Origin of the sequence: Bhargavaea cecembensis (assembly GCF_001619585.1) — a bacterium.
Lineage (GTDB): Bacteria > Bacillota > Bacilli > Bacillales_A > Planococcaceae > Bhargavaea > Bhargavaea cecembensis_A.
Genome location: NZ_LQNT01000009.1, coordinates 854,319 through 875,239, shown reverse-complemented (window position 1 = coordinate 875,239; position 20,921 = coordinate 854,319). Strand labels below are relative to the sequence as shown.

Annotated in this window: 18 protein-coding genes; 13 read left to right on the top strand and 5 right to left on the bottom strand. The window is 53.8% G+C overall.

Going from position 1 to position 20,921, the window contains the following annotated elements:
• Positions 1-3 precede the first annotated feature (3 nt).
• The 12 genes from AV656_RS07865 (at position 4) to AV656_RS07810 (ending at position 15,112) form a co-directional block, all read left to right on the top strand.
• Positions 4-729: an SDR family NAD(P)-dependent oxidoreductase gene (locus AV656_RS07865; RefSeq protein ID WP_063180578.1), complete on the top strand. Its 726-nt coding sequence runs from the start codon at positions 4-6 to the stop codon at positions 727-729.
• A 46-nt stretch (positions 730-775) separates the two neighbouring features.
• Positions 776-1,225, top strand: coding sequence for a GlcG/HbpS family heme-binding protein (locus AV656_RS07860; protein WP_008298065.1), 450 nt, complete (start codon positions 776-778; stop codon positions 1,223-1,225).
• Positions 1,226-1,230: 5 nt separating this feature from the next.
• Positions 1,231-2,607: an FAD-dependent oxidoreductase gene (locus tag AV656_RS07855; RefSeq protein WP_063180576.1), complete on the top strand. Its 1,377-nt coding sequence runs from the start codon at positions 1,231-1,233 to the stop codon at positions 2,605-2,607.
• A 13-nt stretch (positions 2,608-2,620) separates the two neighbouring features.
• Positions 2,621-3,475, top strand: coding sequence for an aspartate/glutamate racemase family protein (locus tag AV656_RS07850; protein WP_063180574.1), 855 nt, complete (start codon positions 2,621-2,623; stop codon positions 3,473-3,475).
• A gap of 161 nt (positions 3,476-3,636) precedes the next feature.
• Positions 3,637-5,469: a V4R domain-containing protein gene (locus AV656_RS07845; protein ID WP_063180572.1), complete on the top strand. Its 1,833-nt coding sequence runs from the start codon at positions 3,637-3,639 to the stop codon at positions 5,467-5,469.
• A gap of 659 nt (positions 5,470-6,128) precedes the next feature.
• Positions 6,129-7,322, top strand: coding sequence for an acyl-CoA dehydrogenase family protein (locus tag AV656_RS07840; RefSeq protein WP_063180570.1), 1,194 nt, complete (start codon positions 6,129-6,131; stop codon positions 7,320-7,322).
• 24 nt (positions 7,323-7,346) lie between these two features.
• The gene (locus AV656_RS07835; protein WP_063180568.1) at positions 7,347-8,303 is read left to right on the top strand and encodes a VOC family protein; all 957 of its coding nucleotides are present in this window, start codon (positions 7,347-7,349) and stop codon (positions 8,301-8,303) included.
• 23 nt (positions 8,304-8,326) lie between these two features.
• On the top strand, positions 8,327-9,193 hold the full coding sequence (locus AV656_RS07830; protein ID WP_063180567.1) for an alpha/beta fold hydrolase: 867 nt from the start codon (positions 8,327-8,329) through the stop codon (positions 9,191-9,193).
• A 17-nt stretch (positions 9,194-9,210) separates the two neighbouring features.
• The gene (gene tcuA / locus AV656_RS07825) at positions 9,211-10,725 is read left to right on the top strand and encodes an FAD-dependent tricarballylate dehydrogenase TcuA (RefSeq protein WP_082818654.1); all 1,515 of its coding nucleotides are present in this window, start codon (positions 9,211-9,213) and stop codon (positions 10,723-10,725) included.
• A 31-nt stretch (positions 10,726-10,756) separates the two neighbouring features.
• On the top strand, positions 10,757-11,305 hold the full coding sequence (locus AV656_RS07820; RefSeq protein ID WP_063180565.1) for a hypothetical protein: 549 nt from the start codon (positions 10,757-10,759) through the stop codon (positions 11,303-11,305).
• Between the two features lie 164 nt (positions 11,306-11,469).
• On the top strand, positions 11,470-12,768 hold the full coding sequence (locus tag AV656_RS07815; RefSeq protein WP_063180563.1) for an MFS transporter: 1,299 nt from the start codon (positions 11,470-11,472) through the stop codon (positions 12,766-12,768).
• Positions 12,769-12,817: 49 nt separating this feature from the next.
• A complete protein-coding gene (locus AV656_RS07810) occupies positions 12,818-15,112 on the top strand; it encodes an arylsulfatase (RefSeq protein ID WP_231877250.1) in 2,295 nt (764 codons plus the stop codon).
• A gap of 256 nt (positions 15,113-15,368) precedes the next feature.
• Here the strand turns inward: AV656_RS07810 and AV656_RS07805 are convergent, their stop codons facing one another.
• Positions 15,369-15,794: a GlcG/HbpS family heme-binding protein gene (locus AV656_RS07805; RefSeq protein WP_063180559.1), complete on the bottom strand. Its 426-nt coding sequence runs from the start codon at positions 15,792-15,794 to the stop codon at positions 15,369-15,371.
• Positions 15,795-15,824: 30 nt separating this feature from the next.
• On the bottom strand, positions 15,825-17,042 hold the full coding sequence (gene fdhA, locus AV656_RS07800; protein WP_063180556.1) for a formaldehyde dehydrogenase, glutathione-independent: 1,218 nt from the start codon (positions 17,040-17,042) through the stop codon (positions 15,825-15,827).
• Positions 17,043-17,371: 329 nt separating this feature from the next.
• Between fdhA and AV656_RS07795 the strand changes: the two genes are divergently transcribed.
• The gene (locus AV656_RS07795; protein ID WP_063180555.1) at positions 17,372-17,731 is read left to right on the top strand and encodes a winged helix-turn-helix transcriptional regulator; all 360 of its coding nucleotides are present in this window, start codon (positions 17,372-17,374) and stop codon (positions 17,729-17,731) included.
• An 84-nt stretch (positions 17,732-17,815) separates the two neighbouring features.
• On the opposite strand, the gene AV656_RS07790 is transcribed toward AV656_RS07795, so the two are convergent.
• Genes AV656_RS07790 through AV656_RS07780 form a run of 3 tightly spaced genes read right to left on the bottom strand, consistent with a single transcriptional unit; the run spans position 17,816 to position 20,630 of the window.
• A complete protein-coding gene (locus tag AV656_RS07790) occupies positions 17,816-19,093 on the bottom strand; it encodes a TRAP transporter large permease (protein ID WP_063180553.1) in 1,278 nt (425 codons plus the stop codon).
• Entirely contained in the window at positions 19,090-19,578 is a 489-nt protein-coding gene (locus AV656_RS07785) for a TRAP transporter small permease (protein ID WP_063180552.1), read from the bottom strand. Before AV656_RS07785 ends, AV656_RS07790 begins: the two co-directional genes overlap by 4 nt.
• A 35-nt stretch (positions 19,579-19,613) precedes the next feature.
• Positions 19,614-20,630: a TRAP transporter substrate-binding protein gene (locus AV656_RS07780; RefSeq protein ID WP_063180551.1), complete on the bottom strand. Its 1,017-nt coding sequence runs from the start codon at positions 20,628-20,630 to the stop codon at positions 19,614-19,616.
• Positions 20,631-20,921: the final 291 nt, after the last annotated feature.

Here is a 20,921-nt window from a genome sequence, read left to right as displayed (position 1 = left end):
GATATGCTGAGAGGAAAAGCGGCGTTTGTAACGGGGGGCGGCCGGGGAATCGGCCGTGAGACCTGCCTGCTGCTGGCTTCCCATGGCGCGGACATCGCGGTCAGCGCGCGCAATGTGGCCGAATGCCAGGAAGTGGCGGAAGAAGCGGAGCGCCTGTACGGAGTTAAGGCGATCGCCATACCGTGCGATGTGAGCAATGAGGCAGATGTGGAAGTTGCCGCGGCCAAGGCGAAAGAGGCGCTCGGCAAGATTGACATCGTCATCAACAATGCCGGCGTGATGCTCAAGAAGCCGCTGTCGGAGACGACGTCGGAAGAATGGCGGTGGGTCCACGCGGTCAATACGGATGCCCCGTTCTATGTGACGAAAGCATTCGTCGACGACATGATCGCCCGGAAGGATGGCGTGATCATCAACGTCTCCTCCATCTGGGGCACAAAAGGCGGGCCGGACCGCAGTGCCTATATCTCATCCAAGCATGCAGTGATCGGATTCTCAAAGGCACTCGGAGAGGAACTCAAAGGACATGGCATCCGTGTGAATGCGGTCTGCCCGGGTCCTGTCGACACGAAGATGACGAGTGAGCTGGGCCCTGATCTGAACAAGGAAGGGTGGCTCCAGCCGATCGATATCGCCCACGTGATCACGGACCTGTGCCTTCCGAAGTCAAGGGCGGTAACGGCATCCTCGGTCCATGCATTCGGAGCGGGAAGCCCGGTCGGGTTGTAAGTTAAAATCTCACCACAAAATAAGATAAATTACAGGAGGAATAGACATGTCTGAATTTGTAACGGCAGTAGAATCCAAGAGCGTGAGCATTACATTGGCGAAAAAAATGCTGGAAGCGGCAGAAGCGAAAGGAAAGGAACTCGGCATGCCATTCAGCATCGCGATCGTCGACAAAGCTGGCAACCTGAAAGCCTTCACGGCGCAGGACGGGGCACCGATCCTGAGCATCGACATCGCACAGAACAAGGCGTTCTCGGCAGCGGCCTACAACCGCGCCACACACGAATGGTATGACCGTCTCAAGGATGATCCGCCGCTTCTTCACGGCATCGTCCACACGGAGCGCCTCGTGATCTTCGGCGGCGGCTACCCGATTCATCTGGACGGCGAATGCATCGGCGGAATCGGCGTAAGCGGCGGGCACTATACGCACGACATGAAAGTATGCGAAGCGGGCCTTGCCGTCCTGGAAGAACTTAAAGTCACGGAGGCTTGACCGGCATGGTCCAACGGGTGGATCTCATCATCGTTGGCGCCGGCATGGCCGGACTGAGTGCGGCAGCGGAAGCGGCGGATCACGGCGCTTCCGTTCTCGTGCTTGAAAAAGAAGCCGAATGCGGTGGGAGCTCGCTGCTGAGCGGACGGTACATGGCGTTTGCCGGGACCGATCTTCAGGAGGCGGCCGGTTTCGATGACACATCGGAAAGCCTGGTAGCGGACATGCTCGCGGTGGGCGAAGGGAAAAACGAACCCGCCCTGGTCGGGGCCTACGGCAGGCACCAGCTGGAGACTTACCGGTGGCTGAAGGCCAAAGGGGTCCAGTTCCATGCTGTTCAGGCGGTCAGCGGGCACAGCATCCCTCGTGGCCACCAGATCACACCCGCACAGGCGATTGAGACCTTGAAGCAATCCGCTATAGCATCGGGTAAAGTCGAGGTTTTAACCGAGGCGCCGGTAAAGCGTCTGAAAAAGAATGCGGAAGGCCGTGTGACGACCGTCGTTTATGAACAGGAAGGTGCGGTATTCGAGGCAGAAGCCACGCACGGAATTTTGCTGACTGCGGGTGGATTTTCACGGAGCCAACAACTGCTTTCGGACGTCGCGCCCCAGCTGGACGGCGCCATCCGGATCGGCGGAAAAGGCAATGTCGGAGACGGAATCCGCATGGCCGTCGAACAGGGGGCCTGGACACGGGACTACGCTTACCTGAAAGGGACATACGGCTTTCATCCGACAGCAGACGGGCCTCGGAAATCCCAGGCACTCGCCTTTTATAAAGGTGCCATCATCGTCAACAAAGAGGCGAAGCGGTTCGTCAATGAGTCCATCTCCTACAAGCTGATCGGCACGGAAGCCCTCCGCCAGGAAAAAGGGGAAACGTATCAGATCTGGGATCAGGACGTGATGGATGCCGGGGTCGAAGGGGATGCACTCTATGACTTCCGCAAGCTGCTGGATCTGGGACTGATCGAGTCGGCACCGTCACTTGAGGCTCTTGCCGCACGCATGAACCTACCGGCGGATGCTCTGAAAAAGACCGTCTCGGGCTACAATGCGGCGGTCCGGAATGACAACGACGTGTTCGGCCGCAGGACGCTGACCCATCACTTCGGTAAACCTGTCGTTCTCGACAGGGCGCCTTTTTATGCCATGCGCACCAGGGTGGCGATGCTGGCCACTTACGCAGGTGTTGCGGTCAATGAGCAGGCACAGGTGCTGAATCCGTTCGGCGAAACGATCGAAGGCCTCTTTGCTGCGGGCGAGATGGTCGGCGGATTCCACGGAGCGGGCTATATGACGGGCAGCTCGCTCGGCAAGGCGGCCATTTTCGGCCGGATTGCCGTCAGAACGGCCCTAAAATCAGCAGTCGTCTCTTAAAGGGGGAAGGACCATGAAAATCTGGCATCAGAGCCTGACATCTATTGAGGAAGTGCCGGCCTACCGTGATGCCGTGACCGCGCATATCCGCAAAGTCGCGAGACCGGGCGTTGAGGTCGTGCTTCACGGCATGTCCAATAAAACTTATCCCGAGCAGTATCCGGGCCACTTTATTACTTATTCCTATTTGCAGAACCTGCACCGGGAACAGTTTATCCGAAACGCCATCATCGCGGAGAAGGCGGGATACGATGCCGTGTTCATCGGGACGATACCCGACGTCGGCCTGCTCGAAGCGCGAACGCTCGTGGATATTCCGGTAATCGGCTACGGCCAGGCATCGTTTCACATCGCATCGATGCTCGGTGACAGGATCGGCATCGTGAACTTCCTTGGACCGCTCCAGGATCAGCTCCGATCGAATGCCGAGCGATACGGTCTCGGCGGCAAGCTCGGCCCGATCATCCAGGCGGACATCGGATTCTACGATGTGCTTGAAGGTTTCAAGGATCCCCAGCCGGTCATCGACCGCTTTGTTGCTTCCGCGGAAGAAGCGATTGGGCAGGGGGCTGACGTCATCGTGCCGGGAGAAGGCCCGCTGAACGTCTTCCTTGCCACGCACGGCGTTTCACGGATCGGGGATGTACCGGTTGTCGACTCGTTCGCGGCTGGCCTGAAGATGGCCGAGTCACTCGTCGACCTGAAAGAGTACTCGGGTGTGACGGTGACCCGCAAAGGTTTCTACAATGCGAAGCCGCCGGAAGATGCAGTAAAGAAACTTCGGGCGTTTTATAACCACGAAAGCGAACTCGACGCGGACATGGATTACGGAATTTCAGTGACGGAGGAAGACGCCGTCCAGTCATAATGATCAAGGGGTGACAGGAAAGAATGAGTCTTCTTTCGCTGATTCACCCCTATTTTGGCATTTAATAAGCGACAAGAATCGACATATATTTTTAATATATACAAATTTCCGAAAACAATTATACTGTTAATTAAGCACGGGGGGATATAGGGGGAACGAATATGATGGAAACCGGTACAGCACATCCGCACACCGAGAAAAAGTTGTCCACCACATCTGCTACGTTTGGAATGCTCCGAAAAGAGTTGATTGAAAACCTTGGCGTAAAGCGGGCGAAGGCCTTCCTGCTGCGATACGGCTGGAACACGGGGGCGGAAAATGCAAGGGAAGTACTGAAAAACCCGGGACCGGTCAAGGAGATGCTGGAAAAGGCGGGCAACCTGCATCTTCAGTCCGGCCAGATCCGAAAACTCGTTTCCGAGCGGTCGGTCAAGCTCGATGACGAGGGGAACATCCAGGAAATCTACGCCGTCGGGAAATGGGAAGGCTCCTTCGAAGTGGACGAGCACCTCAAGCATCACGGCCGGTCGCCGCAGCCCGTCTGTCATACCCTGGTCGGGTTCAGCAGCGGCTATGTCTCCACCATCCTCGGCCGACCGGTTTATCTGAAGGAAGTCACGTGCAGAGGCATGGGGGATGCCGAATGCACGTTTGAAATGAAGATGGAGGAAGACTGGAAAGATCCCGAGATGCTCGAAGAGATTGCGATGTACAAGGAAAGCCGGCTGATCGATGAACTGAACTATACGTACGAGCAACTGCTTGAACAGAAAAACTATATCGAGCGGGTCTCCAGCTTCCACGATAACCTGACAATTAAAGTGGCGGACGGGGCAACGCTCGAGTCGATCCTGCAGACGATCTACGAGGCGCTTGAAGTGCCGGTCACCTTGGAAGACCTCAACTTCTACGGAACGAAGGTCGTCGGGTTAAGTAAGGAAGAGCATCAGCTATACCAGGAAGATTTCAGGAAGACCGTTTTGCAGACGAAAAGCGGGAAGAAGCGGTACGCTTCCTTCACGAAAACCTTCTCAATCAAGGGCAAGCACCACCGTAGGCTTGTTTCTCCAATTAGCGTCCAGGGCCAGGTGATCGGCTATGTCTCGTTCATTTTCCCGGATGAGGAAGCGGACATCGGTGCGGAGCGGATGTTCATCCAGCGGGCTGCCGGAGCAATCGCCCTTTGTTTCCTGAATGAGAAGAGTTCATTTGAAGCACTGGAGAATATGAAGGGGTACTTTTTCCAGCAGTTGCTGCTGAAGCAGTATGATTCGCCATCTGACGTGATCTACCGCGGTTATTACATGGGCGTGGACCTGAACGAGCCGTTTTATATTGCCACACTAAAGTGCACCTCAGACAGCCAGGACACGGAGAGCATCGAATTTCTCGGCAATGTTACCCAAGCGGTTGCCAGATTCCTCGAGATGCAGAATTACCGCATCCTCACGACGGTCCATGAGGGGGCCATCCTGCTATTGCTGCCGAAAACCGATGAGATGCGGGACAAGCTGAAACATATCCTCAAGCATCTCAGGCTGCATCATCAGTTCGTGGAATTCAGACTCGGGCTGAGCAGCGAAAACACGGACGTATGCACAATCGATGAAAGTGTGGAAGAATCACAGATCGCCCTGCGTATCGGGGACGGACCGATAGCGGCTTTTGAGGAAACGAGCATCGTCGGCTCCCTGATCAACTCCAAAAACATGTCGGCAATCCGCCGGCTGGCCAAAAAAGAGCTGAAGCCGATTTTCGAACTGAAAGAACAAAAGCGGGACGAACTTTTGAAAACGCTTTATATCTTCCTGGTGAACGGCGGGAACCTCCAACAATCCACCGCGGACCTCTCGCTTTCCATGAGCGGACTGATGTACCGCATCTCCAGACTGGAAGAATTGCTGGACAAAGACCTCCGAAACCCGATCACCGCCTATGAACTCCTGCTCATGCTCGACTCACTGAAAATACTTGGAGACATTAAATTTGAATAAGGTGGTTACCCTGAAAGCTTATCATTACATGCTTCGGACTGTAGACAGAGTGAGTATATAACTCCTTTGTCTGCAGTTTTTTCTTTTGCTATAAATCCTCCGGATTTCCGCTGCGGACCCTCGCTTACCGCGGGCGTTGCCTTAGCCTCCTCGAGCTGCGCTCTGCGGGGTCTTCGGCTAACGCTTTTCCCGCAGGTGTCTCGGGTCCTACGCTTCAATCCGCTAACTGGAGCTGGCAATAGAACAGTAAACACCTTGGTATATCGTTACTTTGCCATTAGTCAGGGAGTGAGACGAATTCAGCTGTTTTCCTTGTATTTAAATCTGTTTATATATGTGAATGTCTTCAGTTTGTTGATTGGAGTGAAGGGAGGCGACTCCTGCGGAAAAGGAAGCGCGGAGAGACCCTGGAAGGGGCTCGATGCCTTCCCCGCGGAAAGCGTCCGCCCGTAACGGAAATCAACAGCACACTATCGAGACGAAATCCCCCTTATCCGCAGAAACCATCTAAAAAGAGATGCCCGTATCGGCTGCGCGCAGGGGAATCTGATAAAAATTTACGGAAAAGCGCTTACATTCAAATGCTTTTTCGTCTTATTTTACGACTGAATCTTCTTTACATTTGATATAACGCCACACATTAAAAAGGAGTGTTCCCTATGACATCCACGGTTGAATATAAGGACGTCGTGGAATCCGCAAAAGCGATGATTCCGCGGCTCCGCGAACGCGCGAAGGAGACGGAGGAAATCCGCAAGATTCCCGAAAGCACAATGAAGGAACTCAAAGAAGCAGGGCTGTTCAAGATGCTCCGTCCAAAGCAGTACGGCGGCCTGGAAACCAATATGCGGACGTACAGTGAAGCCGTCGTCGAAATTTCGAAAGGCTGCGCGTCCACCGGGTGGATCGTGGCACTGTGCGCCATTCGTGAGCTCATGGTCGCGGAATCCTTCACTGAAGAAGCGCACGATGAAATCTTCGGGGAAGATCCTGAAAGCGTTCTCTTTGCAGGTGTTTACGAACCGCGTTCCTGCACGGCGAAAAAAGTGGACGGCGGCTATCTAATAGAGGAAGGACACTGGATGTTCTGCTCGGGTTCCCAACACGCGACATGGGGGTACTTCGGCACAATCATCCGCGACGAAGAAGGAAATGTCACGGACCAGCTCCTCATGACCCTCCCATTCGGCGAACTGGAAATCATGGATGACTGGGATGTCATGGGCCTGAAGGGCACGGGTTCCAACAGCGTCAAGATGCACAATGTCTTCGTGCCGGACCACCGCTGTGTATCGTTCTCGAAAGCGCTGGACGGAGAGTTCAATTCTGCCCATTTGCGCCATATCCCGCTATATAATTCGGCACTGTTCCCGGGACTGATCCTGTCACTCGGCCTGCCGGGACTCGGACTGCTCAAGTACGCGCTGGAATTCTTCCAGCAGAGCCTGCCGATGCGTCGCGCGGCCCACATGGGTGTGGACTTTATCAAGGATGCCGCCAGCACACATGCCATCATCGCGGATGCTGCATTGAAAATCGAATCCGCTGAGTACTTCTTCTTCAAGGTGGCGGACGATATCGACCGCTGGGCCGAGTCCGGACAATACATGGAACGCGAAGCACGGGTGAAGGCGCTTGCCGACATCGGTCATGCGAACAAACTTCTGAAGGAAGCCCTCGATGCACTCCTGGCGGGCAGCGGATCCGGATTTGCGTATAACGGTCACCCGATGCAGCGGATCATTCGCGACTTCCTCGTACTCCATTCGCACCGTTCGCTGTCGCCGATCATCACGAAGGAAAACTACGGCCGTGTCCTTGTCGGGCTCGAGTCAAATGCGATCCGTTACTGAGACCAGAAAAAAGGTGGGGGAGAAATGGAAAGACCAGAAATTGCGAAACTGGGCTATGTGGCTCTTGTCAGCTCGGACTTGGAAAAGTCCCTGACATTCTTCCGGGATGTGATCGGGCTTGAGGAAACGGCGGAGATCGACGGCGTCCACTACCTGCGTGCGTGGGGGGACTTCCAGCATCATACGCTGTCGGTCGAGCAGGGGGAATCCGGCTATGTGAAGCATATCGGCTGGCGCACGAAAAGAAGAGAGGATGTAGAGGGCTTCAGGGCACTGCTCGAAGAACAGGACCTCAGTGTCAGGACCGTCCCGGCATGGGAGACACCGGGCATCGGGGAAGCGATTCGCTTTTCTCTTCCATCCGGCCATACATTCGAGCTTTACTACGATGTTGAAAAGCCGGAAGTGGAAGAACACCGCCGCTCCGTCCTGAAAAACCAGACCTATAAGGCATGGGCTAAAGGGATTTCGCCGCGAAGGTTCGACCACGTCAACCTGCACACGTCCCAGCAGGCGCCGGAAACATTCGAGTTCCTGCAGAATGTACTCGGGTTCAAGATGAGGGAACTGCTCGAGAACGACAACCAGGATATCCTGGCGGGCTGGATGAGCGTAACGCAGCTCGTTCATGACGTCGCCTTCGTTGCGCGGCCGGAAACGGATACACCTGCACGGGTGCATCACATCTCTTACTGGTCCGATGATTCGCAGGATATCCTGCGTGCGGCGGACATCCTGAAGGAGCACGGCTTCGACTTTGTGGGGCCGGGCAAGCATTCAATCTCCCAGGCGATGTACCTCTATGTCACGGACCCGGGCAGCGGGTGCCGGGTGGAACTATTCACCGGAGGCTACCTGATCTTCGAGCCGGACTGGGAGCCGGTCAGATGGCATGAAAGCGAACGCGCCTTCGGAAATACCTATTGGGGCGACAGCATCAACGCGAAAGAATTGGTCAAAACGACAATTGAAGCACGCTGAATAATGAAAGGGGATGGCAAGTCATGACGGTAAAAGCGACTCAGGAAACAAAAGCACAGGTGACGAGCAGTGTGGTGAAGACGGAGAACTTTGAGACGTACGTCAACCGGTCCGGCGAAGGAAACACGGAGACAATCCTGTTCCTGCACGGATCAGGGCCGGGGGTTACGGCCATCGCCAACTGGAAACCCGCTCTTGAAGAGGCGGGCCAGAACTTCCACTGCCTGGCGCCGGATCTTTATGGCTTCAGCAACAGCAGCCATCCGGATGAGCCGCTGAAAAACCGGCAGGCCTGGATGGACGAGTGGGTCAGGCAGACGATCGAGCTGATCGACCATTACAAGCTCGACAAAGTCAACCTTGTCGGGAACTCGCTCGGCTGCTCGATTGCGCTTGAGCTTCTTATCGAGCATCCGGAGCGTATCGGCAAAGTCGTCCTCATGGGTCCTGGCGGAACACCGAACACGAAGATGAGTTTTGAGTTGGCACGAGCGAAGAGCTTCTACGACAACCCGTCGAAGAAAAAGCTGCAGCAGATCATGAGCTGGTTCGTGTACGATTCCGAGAAGATGTGGCCGGTAATCGAAGCCGTTACGGATGACCGTTTCGAGAACGCAATGCGTCCTGAAGTCAAGCGCTCCAACAACTCAATCTTTGCCACGGCGGCCGTTCCGGTTCCCACAGTCGCGCTGAACCGCATCAAGCATCCGGTGCTTCTCGTCCATGGTCTGAACGATAAAGTGTGTTCGGTCGAGTCCAGCTATTATCTCGCCGAACACCTCGGAAATCCGCAACTCCATATTTTCGGCCAATGTGGTCACTGGACGCAGCTCGAGAAGAAAGATGAGTTCAACTTCCTCATCCAGGAATTCTTCAGGGACCGTCTGTAACCGGAAGGGGTGGCAGTGTGCAGGAACAAGAGCTGAATTTCGATTATGAGACGGATGTTGTCGTCATCGGCGCAGGGAATGCCGCGATGTGTGCGGCGATATCCGCCCGCGAGCAGGGGGCCCGGGTCATGGTGCTCGAGAAGTCGCCGGAAGCGGAAAAGGGCGGCAACACGACCTATACCCACGGGTCCATCCGTTTTGCCTATAGCGGGTCAGAAGAAATCCGGGAACTGGTGCCGGACCTTGATGACGCCGAGATGGCGATGACCGACTTCGGGACCTATACGGAAGAGCAGTTTTATGACGACATGTGCAGGATGACGGACTACAAGACCGATCCGGTGCTGGCCTCGATCCTCACAGACGAAAGCTACGAGACGATGAAATGGATGACCCGACACAACGTGAAGTGGATTCCGATCTACGGGCGGCAGGCGTTCAAGGTCGATGGCGTGTTCAAGTTCTGGGGCGGCATGGTGCTGGAGTCGGTCGGCGGAGGCCATGGACTGGTCGAAGCGCTGCATGATGAGGCAGCTTCTCAAGGAGTGCGGATCCTCTACAAGACGATGGCGGTCAGCCTGCTCCGGAATGATGACGGGGTGTACGGCGTCGTCATCCGAGAGAACGGAAAGACGAAGCGGATTTCCGCGGCTGCGGTGATCATCGCATCGGGCGGATTCCATGCAAACACCGAGATGCGGTCCAAGTACCTCGGCACCCAGTGGGATGCCGTCCACGTGCGGGGCTCCCGGTACAACACCGGCGACGGCATCAGGATGGCGCTGGATATCGGTGCGCTGCCGGAAGGCAACTGGACGCTTTCGCACGCCGTCATGGGAGACCGCTACCTGCCGGACTTCGAAGAGGGCTTCCAGCGGCTCAGCTATCCGTTCGGGATCCTCGTGAATGCCAACGGCGAGCGTTTCCTTGATGAGGGCGCGGATTTCCGGAACTACACGTATGCCAAATACGGCCGTGAACTGCTCAAGCAGCCTGGCGGCTACGGCTACCAGGTGTTCGACGCCCAGACGGCAGCCCAGCTCCGCGAGGAATACAAGGGCAGGAAAGTCACGAAGGTGAGGGCTAACACGCTCGAGGAACTGGCGGACAAAATGGACGTGGACAAAGAACGATTCCTCGCAGAAGTCAAACGCTTCAATAAATCGGTCGACCGTTCTGTACCGTTTAATCCGAACGTAAAAGACGGCCGCAGCACAATCGGGCTGGACGTCCCGAAAACGAACTGGGCGACTCCGATCGAGGAAGGGCCGTTTGAAGCGTATGCCGTCACCTGCGGCATCACATTCACATTCGGCGGGCTGAAAATCAATGAAGAATCAGAAGTTCAGGATACGATGTACGAATCCATTCCGGGCCTGTATGCGGCAGGAGAGGCGGCCGGCGGCCTGTTCTACTCGAATTATCCGGGCGGAGCGGGACTGATGGCAGGCTCGGTGTTCGGAAAGATCGCCGGAGCCAATGCGGCAGAGCACGCGAATGAACGGGCAGGGGCAAAGGCTGTCATCACCTGACCCGGAACCAAACGGTAAAGAGGGATGCTGAATGGCCAGAGATGTATTCATTATCGGGGAGATCCGGGATGGCTCCATCATAGGCGAGGCCCTGGAAGCGACCGCTGCCGCCGTACAGATTGCGGAAGGCGGAGAAGTGACCGGGGGGCTATGCGGTTCTTATCCGGACCGCGTTGCCGAGGAATGGATTCGGTATGGGGTAGATCGTGTGGTGACCTTGCAAGACAACGAAGCGGTGAATCCGAACCGTTTTGTCAGGGCCGTGCGTTCGGAGTTTATGCGGGAAAACCCCGACCTGGTGATTGCCGGCCATGCCGGATACGGGGAAGAACTGGCCTTCCGGCTGGCTGAAAGCCTTGATTTGCCTCTCGTCACAGAAGTCATCGGGATAACCCGATATCTGGGCAGCCTTATTCTTCTCCAGGAGGAGAACTGGCACACGCTATATGGAGACGAGGAAGAAAAACTGATCGCTACCATCCAGCCCGGCCGGTTTCGGGTTCCTGATCAGGACCCTGAATATCCGGGCCTGATCGAACCGGTGGGCGCCAAAGAATTGAAGATCCGTCAGCCGGTGTAGACTGGGTTGGCGGAAGGATAGGAGTCAGTCCGATGGTGGACGCAGGAAACCTAAACGATGGGAACCTGCGTCATCGACACCACCGGACTTCTCTTTATCCACAGAAGGAGGCCTTGGCAGAGCCGGTTAATAGCCTGCTCAACCAAATAACAAGGGGGGATTTGATGACGACCAATAGTTTGCCGGTGCAAGAGGAGAAAATGGATAAACCAAAATATAAGGCGTTTTTCGGGGCCTATATCGGTTGGATCTTCGACTATTACGAGATTTTCCTGCTGAGCTTTCTTGTCATTCCCATGGCGGCCGCCTTGTCCCTTACGACCGTACAAGTCGCTTCCGTGTTTTCAGTCCAGCTGGCGTTCCTTGCGGTCGGCGGCGTCGTCTTCGGATACTTGGGCGACAAAGTCGGCAGGAAGAAGATCCTGATCGCCACGCTTGTGATCTTCACGCTCGCTACGCTGATGCGGGGGTTCACCTTCAATTATGAATGGCTGATTCTCTGGACTGCCATTGCAGGGTTTGGTCTTGGCGGGGAATACGGGGCAGCGCAGGCATTAGTCAGTGAAACGGTTCCTTCCAGACAACGGGGGTTCTGGAGCAGCATGCTTTACAGCGGCGCCTATATCGGAATCTTCCTGGGTGCCACGGTGGGCGGATTCATCCTGCCGATCATCGGCTGGCGCTGGACATTCATTCTGTCTGCTCTACCGATCTTATTTGCTTTATATCTGCGGAAAGACGTTGAAGAATCCGAGGTATGGGAAAAAGAGGTCAAAGAAAATGAAGCTATCGTCAGAGTAAAATGGACTGAAAAATACGGACTGAAACGATTCTGGAAGCCGTTCACCATCGCACTGATCGCAGCGGTCCTCCAATATTTCGCCTACTACGGAATCACGAACTTCCTGCCGACTTATCTGGTTCAGTTCGAAGGTTTTGAGATGGGAGCAACCGGATGGTGGCTGTTCTTTACGGCGTTTGGAGGGCTGGTCGGCTCGGTGGTTGCCGGCTATACAACCGACAAATGGGGGAGAAGAATCACCCTGTCCTATCTGGGAGTCGTCGCTGCGCTCGGAGGATTGGCGCTGTATTTCACATGGACAAGCCTGATTCATTCCCTATGGATTCTCGTGCCGATCTTCTTCCTGTATTTCGGGTCGAACGGAGCTTCTGTATTCGGGTCGCTGTTCAGTGAAATTTTCCCGACTGATGTACGGGTCACCGGCATTTCATGGGCACTGCAGATCGGGCGAGGGCTCTCTGCAATCCCCCCTCTGATTACGGCTGCCGTGTTCCCGGTCTACGGATACCAGCCGATCATCCTTGGCGGTGCGATGCTGTTCCTGGCACTGGCGCTGTGGGCATGGGTGTTCCCGGAGACAAAGAATATCCGTTTGGTCGAAGTGGACGAGCAGGCCCCTGATGCGGCCCTTGAAAAACCGGAAAGCGTCCCATTGAACTGATTTACCAGTCTTCATCGAATTACGATTCATTTAATTGGAGGGGGATTTATTGAAGTCTCATTATAATGTCTTGCGGATGCCGCCGTGGGCGAAAGCGGCAGCATTCACTTCTGCGCTCGCTCTGATGCTGGCGGGTTGCGGAACGAATGCGGCAGCTCCGGACCAGGGGGCTGCACCCGTAAAATCGCCGAAAAACGATGAAGGCCAGGAAACGGCTCAGTCTGCGGATGATCCCAACGTTGTCTACATTGTGCTTGACGACTCCGGCTTTTCCGATCTGGGTTCCTACGGCTCGGAGATCAAGACGCCGAACCTGGACAAACTGGCCGACAATGGCCTCAGATACAGCAACGCCCATGTGGCGCCGGTCTGTTCTCCGACAAGGGCTTCACTTTTGACGGGACGAAATTCCCATTCGTTCGGCATGGCAACCGTGGCCAACTTCGATATGGGGCCGGATAACCCGAACAAGCGGGGACGGATTGATCCGTCGGCTGGTACGATTGCCGAAGTATTGAAGAAGCAGGACTATAACACCTACGCACTTGGGAAATGGCACCTTGCCCCTTCGCATCAGGCGACCGCCGCCGGCCCGTATGAGAACTGGCCGCTCCAGAAAGGATTCGACCGCTTCTATGGTTTCCTGGAAGACTCTACTGATCAGTATAAACCCGAGCTGGTCCAAGACAATTCGTTTATCGGGACGCCGGATGATCCGGACTACCATTTCTCTGAGGATATCGTCAGGCAGGCTAGCCAGTACGTCACCGACCAGGCTTCTTTCGACCCGGATACGCCGTTCTTCCTTTATCTGGCGTTTGGTGCCCAGCATCAGCCCGTCCAGGTCCCTCAGAAATACATTGACCAGTATGATGGGGTGTATGACAAAGGCTGGGATCAGATCCGCAAAGAGCGGTTCGAGAAACAGAAAGAGATGGGAATCATCCAAGAAGATGCAAAGCTCGCGCCGCGGAATCCAGGTGTTCCGGGATGGGAGAGCCTGTCGGCAGAGGAGAAGGAGGCCTTCGCCCAGTTCCAGCAGGCGTATGCGGGCTTTCTGACCCATACGGATGAACAGATTGGAAAGCTTATTCATACACTCGAGCGAACCGGCGAGCTGGAGGACACGATGTTTGTCTTCCTGTCCGACAACGGAGCAAGTCCGATGGGCAAGGCGACGGGGTCCATTAACCACACGCTGGCGTATAACGACATCGCAGAACCGTTCGGCACAATTTACGAAAGTAAAGACCTGATCGGATCCGACCAGACGAAATCGGAATTCCCGCAAGGGTGGGCTCAGGCGAGCAACACGCCGTTCAAGCTGTACAAGTCCACGATGTATGAGGCCGGAATCCGGACACCTCTCATCATTTCATATCCGAAAGGAATCCAAGCCAAGGGAGAAATCCGCGACCAGTATGTCCATGTCTCCGACATTACACCGACTGTCTACGAACTGATGGGCATCGACTTGCCGAAGGAAATCGACGGTGTCAAGCAGATGAAGCTCCACGGGAAGAGCTTGATCCCGACATTCAGTGACGCTGCAGCGGAAGTCCGCAAAACACAGTACTTCGAGAATAATGGCCAGCGTGCGATCTACCATGATGGCTGGAAGGCTATTGCCCGTCATGTGCCGAAAACGCCGTATGAAGAAGACGTATGGGAGCTGTATCATATCACCGAGGACCCGACCGAACAGGTGAATCTGGCAGAGGAAAATCCAAAACAGCTGAAAAAGCTGCAGAAGCTGTTCGAGAAAGAGGCGAAAGAATACGGCGTTTATCCGATGACGGACATCGCCGGGGATGGCTTTTTGTTCACGCCGGAGGATTCGCTTCGGGCAAAGTCCAAGTTTGTCTTCTATGATGGCATGTCCCGTCTGCCTGAAGGGGCGACGCCGTTTATCCTGAATAAGTCGTATTCCATCACAGTGCCGATCGACCGCCCGGCCGGGGACGAAGAAGGCGTGCTTCTGGCACTCGGCAGCACCGAAAGCGGCTATACGCTCTACGTAAGAGACGACAAGGCCGTGTATGAATACAACAGGGGAGATTCCGTTTACCGGATCGAATCCTCACAGCCGCTCCCGGACGGCAAAGCGGAAGTGAAGCTGGACTTTGAGCTGACGGGAGAAAACAGTGGTACTGCAAACTTGCTGATCGACGGCAAGCCGTCGGGATCGGTTGATATCGAACAGACGCACCGATTTAAAGTCTCGTTCGAGGGTCTCGACGTGGGACATGATTCCAACTATCCGGTGAGTAAGGATTACGAGGGAACAGATGAATTCTCGTTCTCCGGTGAAATCAAAAAGGTTGTGTATCAGATCCAGAAATAATTTGATGAAAGGGAGCATCGAGGAAGATACATTTGCCGCCAGCGCTATATGAAAGTCATGGTCCAGCTGATCGAGAACGATCTGCCTGTATCAGAGATTAAGAATGTCATTAAAGATCCTCTGATTGTGCAGCGATAGAAATGATCGCTCCACGCTGCAAATTGACCATGATTGACTTGTGGGAGACGGTATCGTGAAGTAAAAAGGTGACCCCGATTTTTATCGGGGTCACCTTTATATTGGGACGTTGCTGATTTTACTTTGAGTATTGATGCAACTGTTCAAATGTGTTCACAGCAGCCTCTGCAACTTGAACGTCGTGAGGGACCGTACTGCCGCTCACGCCTACCGCTCCGATGACTTTCCCTTCACTGATCAGAGGGATTCCGCCGCCGAAAACGACAAGACGTCCATTGTTTGTCGTATTCAGGCCATACAGTTCGGAAGCAGGAACTGTCGCATCGGCCAGGTTTGCAGATGGCATTTTCAATGCAACAGATGTCCAGGCCTTGTTTTGGGCAATATCGATGCTTGCGAGCCAAGCATCATCCATCCGATGGGTGGCGATCAGGTTTCCGCCTTCATCCACCACCGAGATGACCATGGCAACACCAATCTTATTTGCTTCTTCTTCAGCACCCGCAATCAGTTTCTTCGCTACGTCCAATGTAAGTTTAGTCATGTTAATGAGCCTCCTTATTGTTGGTTTGCTTTATTTACTGACAAGCCCATGCGGGTCGATGACGAATTTCTTCGAAGCGCCCTGGTCGAATTCGGCATAGGCTTCCGGAGCCTGATCCAGGGAGATCAGGGTCGCATTTACGGCTTTTGCAATTTGTGCTTTGCCGCTCAGGATCGCCATCATCAGATCACGGTGATATTTCATGGCCGGCGTCTGGCCTGTTACGAAGGTATGGGCTTTGGCCCATCCGAGTCCCAGGCGAACCTTCAAAGTCCCGATTTTCGCATCCTCATCAACGGCACCCGGGTCACCGGTCACATAGAGACCAGGAATGCCCAGACGGCCACCTGCACGGGTTACGTCCATAATGGCATTCAATACCGCAGCCGGTGCTTCACCGGCCCCGGCGCCATGTCCGTGGGCCTCGAAACCGACACAGTCAATGGCGCAATCCACTTCCGGAACGCCCAGAATCTGTTCGATCTGCTCTCCAAGATCGTCATGATCTTTCAGGTTCACTGTTTCACAGCCAAAGCTCCGGGCTTGGGCAAGCCGCTCTTCAATCAGGTCACCCACAATGACAACTGATGCGCCCAGGAGTTGGGCAGAGTGGGCCGCAGCCAAACCGACAGGGCCTGCTCCGGCAACATAAACAGTGGAACCTGGCTTTACGCCGGCACTGACCGCGCCGTGATAACCGGTCGGGAAAATGTCGGAAAGCATTGTCAGGTCAAGAATTTTATCCATCGCCTGATCTTTGTCGGGGAATTTCAGCAACTGGAAATCGGCATAAGGGACCATGACGTAATCGGATTGTCCGCCAACCCAGCCGCCCATGTCGACATAACCGTATGCGGAACCGGGACGATCCGGGTTCACATTTTCGCAAATGTGGGTGTTCTGCTCCTTACAGCTGCGGCAACGGCCACATGCAATGTTGAATGGGACGGAGACAAGATCTCCCTTTTTGATAAATTCAACGTCTCTGCCTACTTCAATGACTTCACCTGTAATTTCATGGCCGAGAACGAGTCCGGACGGAGCGGTCGTCCGGCCCCTGACCATATGCTGATCACTTCCGCAAATATTGGTCGTGATGACCTTCAGAATGACGCCATGCTCGCATTTACGGCCGACATTCAATGGATTTACGCCCGGTCCGTCCCGGAGGATCAGGTCCGGGTACCGAATATCCTCAATCGCCACGTGCCCTGGTCCTTTGTAGACAACGGCTCTGTTTTCTGCCAATTCTCTTCCTCCATTCCCTAAATTTCTGATAGAGATCTTGGATGTACCCAATTGTCTGCAATGCCTCGAATTAACATTCTCTATCTTTGATCAATTCTAAAAAATAATCCTTTTCTTTGGAAGAACGCACTTTTTTGTGAGAAGGTTACCAAAAGGATACTTTTATTAATAAGAAAAGTTGCAGCATGCACGAAACGCAATTTGATAAGGTGAAAAACATGACCTTTCCGGCTAAGTCTGGAATCCATTCATTGAGCGAGCGTATCCGGCGGATCATCCGGAATTGAATTCGCCGAGGTGAATCTGATGAGACAGGGGGAAAAGGGTATATGGATGATTTACGGAGCGAAGTCAGAAAGAAAATTGAGAATGGGGAATTCAACTGCGAAAAGGAACTGACCCTTTCCATCATCAGCGGGAAGTGGAAGATTACCATTATCTATTATTTAGGGACGAATGGAACACTGCGATTTAGTGAAATCAAACGGTTATTTCCAAAGATCTCCCATAAGGTATTGACCACACAGGTCAGAGAGTTGGAGGAAGATGGCATTGTACATCGCGAAGTCTATCCGGAGGTCCCCCCGAGAGTGGAATATTCATTAACGGAACTAGGCGAAAGCTTGATGCCGGTGGTGTTTATGATGTACGACTGGGGTAAGCAGAATCTGAAATCCTTCGTTAAATAATCCATTAAAAAAGATGACCCCGCCAATACGGAGTCATCTTTTTAATGCTTTGAAATGATTTAAGGCCCGGAACGGGGAAGAGCGTCAGTCTTTTTGCAATTCCAGCAGCCCAAGTGAAATCTCCGGGATCAGGTACAAAATCAGCACGTCGATCACGAGGATGAAGATGAACGGCAGGAGCGGTTTGATCAGTTTATCGTGCTCAATATTCGCCACTTTCGCAGCAACAAACATGCTGAGGCCAACAGGTGGGGTGAGCAGTCCGATGGCCAGATTAATGACCATGATGACTCCAAAGTGAATCGGATCCATGCCGATGGCAACGACCACCGGAAGGAGAATAGGGGTCAAAATAATGATGGCCGAGATCTCATCCATGAACATGCCGACGACCAGGAGAAGCGCCACAATCAGCAACACGACTACAATTGGTGCGATGTCAGCATTTGTGATCATTCCGCCGATTTGCTGCGGGACCTGTTCGATCGTCAGGTAAAACCCAAAAAATGATGCGGTAGCAATAATGAATGAAAGGGCAGAGACGACAGTGACAGTTTCCAGAAGGATTTTTTTCAACACTTTCCAAGTGATCTGGCGGTAGACAAGTGCTCCGACCAGAAGCCCGTAGACAACAGCAATGACGGATGCTTCTGTGGGCGTGAAATAACCGCCGTAGATGCCGCCCAAGATGATAATCGGCATAAGGATGGCCAGAACCGACTGGCCAAGCGCAGTAAAGATTTCTTTCATACTGGCCCGCTGTTTGATCTCTATTTTGGCACGAACCGAATAGATATATGTCCAGATCATGAGCGTAAGCCCGACAAAAATCCCGGGAACGATTCCGGCAATAAACAAGTCACCGACAGAGACACCGGCACTGACTGCGAACATGACCATCGGAACGCTCGGAGGGATCATGACTCCGGTCGTGCCGCCCGCAGCCTGCACAGAAGCAGAAAATCCGCGGTCATAGCCAGCCTTGACCATTGCAGGGACGAGAAGCCCCCCGACAGCCGCTGTTGTCGCAACCGCCGATCCGGATAGGGCGGCAAAGAACATGCACGCGACGACCGAGACATGTCCAAGACCGCCCCGGAAATGCCCGACCAGGCTGTTTGCGAAATTTACAATCTTTTCCGAGATGCCACCGTGCTCCATGATTTTACCCGCCAGGATAAAGAACGGTGCAGCCAAAAGCGGAAAGGAATCGAGTGTCGTGAACATCCTGTGGGGCAGCGTACTGAGATCGAGCGTACCCGTCATCAGCACAATCAATGTCGTGGACAGCCCAAGCGCGATGGCAATCGGGACGTTCAGGAAGAACAGGACGGAGAGAATGATAAGAAGCAAGATGCTCATTCCATCACCTCTGCAGTCTTCACCGGTTCCCTTTTGAAAAAGTAAAGATCAAACAGATTGAGGGCCTGCAGAATCGCGCTGATCGGCAGTGCCGCATACACGAAGGACATCGGCAGCTCCAGTGCAGTCGACCTGATGCCTGCCGAGCTGTTCACCAGATCCATCCCTTTCGTGAAAAGAATCCAGAGAAACGCGAGACAGAGCAGGAATACAATGGTCTTGATGATTCGATCGGCTGTTCCGGTCAGCCGCTTTGCAATGACGTCGATACTCATGTGAGCCGCATATTGGTAGGTGAACCCCGCCGCCAGGAAGGCGGTCCATACCATCAGATACCTGGCGGCTTCCTCCACCCAGGGGAAGGAGGAGCCGAGAAGCTCCCTTGAGATGATCTGTATAAAGATAATGATGACCATGAGGGACAGAAACCCCATGGTCAGATATTCCGTGATTCTATTGAGGACACGGATGACGTTGGAATACATGTTGATCTCCTCCTTAACCGAACGCCTTTCTGATTTTATTGCGCGTTCCGGATCCGTTCCACGATATCGCCGAACTCAGATTCATGCTTTTCGTAGACCGGTTCCACGGCTTTCTTGAAGGATTCAACATCGATGTCCTCTTTCTCAATGATCTTGACTCCGTTATCTTCCATGAGCTTATCAGCAGAAGCTTCATATTCAGGGTAAATGGTTTCGTGATAGTGAGCTGTACCGTCTGCTACTGCCTGATCTAGCTTTTCTTTGACATCATCAGGCAGGCTGTCGTATTTCGACTGGTTCATGACAATGACACCGGCACGGTAGCTTAGGTTGACTTTGGAAAAGTGTTTCGTAACTTCATAAAGCTTGCCGCCCGTCATCGTGACATTGAGTGCATCCGTTCCGTTGACGACACCCTGCTGGATGGACGTGTATAACTCAGGATAAGGAATCGGAACTGCGTCGGAGCCAAGTGCTTTAAACGTGTCGATGAAAATCTCGTTCTCGAGTGTCCGCATTTTTAATCCATCCATGTCGGCTGCGGAAGTGACATCGACTTTGTTGTTGGCGATATTGGCCACCCCGTAGTCGAAGAAGGTGAGAATCTTGAGTCCCTGTTCGCCTGCCTGCTTCTTGAACTCCTCGCCGACTTCGCCGTTCAGTACGGCTTGTGCATGGTCGAGGTCATCAAACAGGAAGGGCAAGTCCAGTACGGCAAGGTCACTCACAAAGTTGGATAGTGCACCGGAGGTAACAAGTGCGATATCAATTGTACCCGCACGGACCTGCTCGACCATTTCCACCTCACCGCCAAGCTGACTTCCAGGGAATACATTGATGGTCAGAGCTCCATCGGTCTGTTCCTTTGCATCTGCGGCAATCTTGTCTGCAAACAGGCCGCCAGGGTCAGTGGCCGGCGCCGCATGGCCAAAGCGGAGCTCTGCTGTTTCACCTGAAGCTTCCGCTTCTCCGTCTGCACTCTCTCCCTGGCCGCACGCCGTAAGCGTCAGCAGCATGAAACATCCCACAATCGATAGCCATTTTGTTTTCAATCCAATATCCCCCTCCTATTTGAAGCGCTTACAAAAAACACTTCAACTAATGTAATCTCATCGTATAGGGGGGAACTAATGGAATCTACCACAAAAGACTTCTTAAAACATCGTATTTTCTAATAAATTCTAACGGAATCAGGAGCGCTTTCTGTACTTGGGCAACGCATCGGCTAGTCTGCCAATGGCGAATGATATAAGACGTAAAGGAGGACGCCGCCAGGGCGTCCTCCTTCGTTTATTCTTTCTGGGGTACTAAGATCAGTAGTACCGGCAGGCTTGCTATTAGAA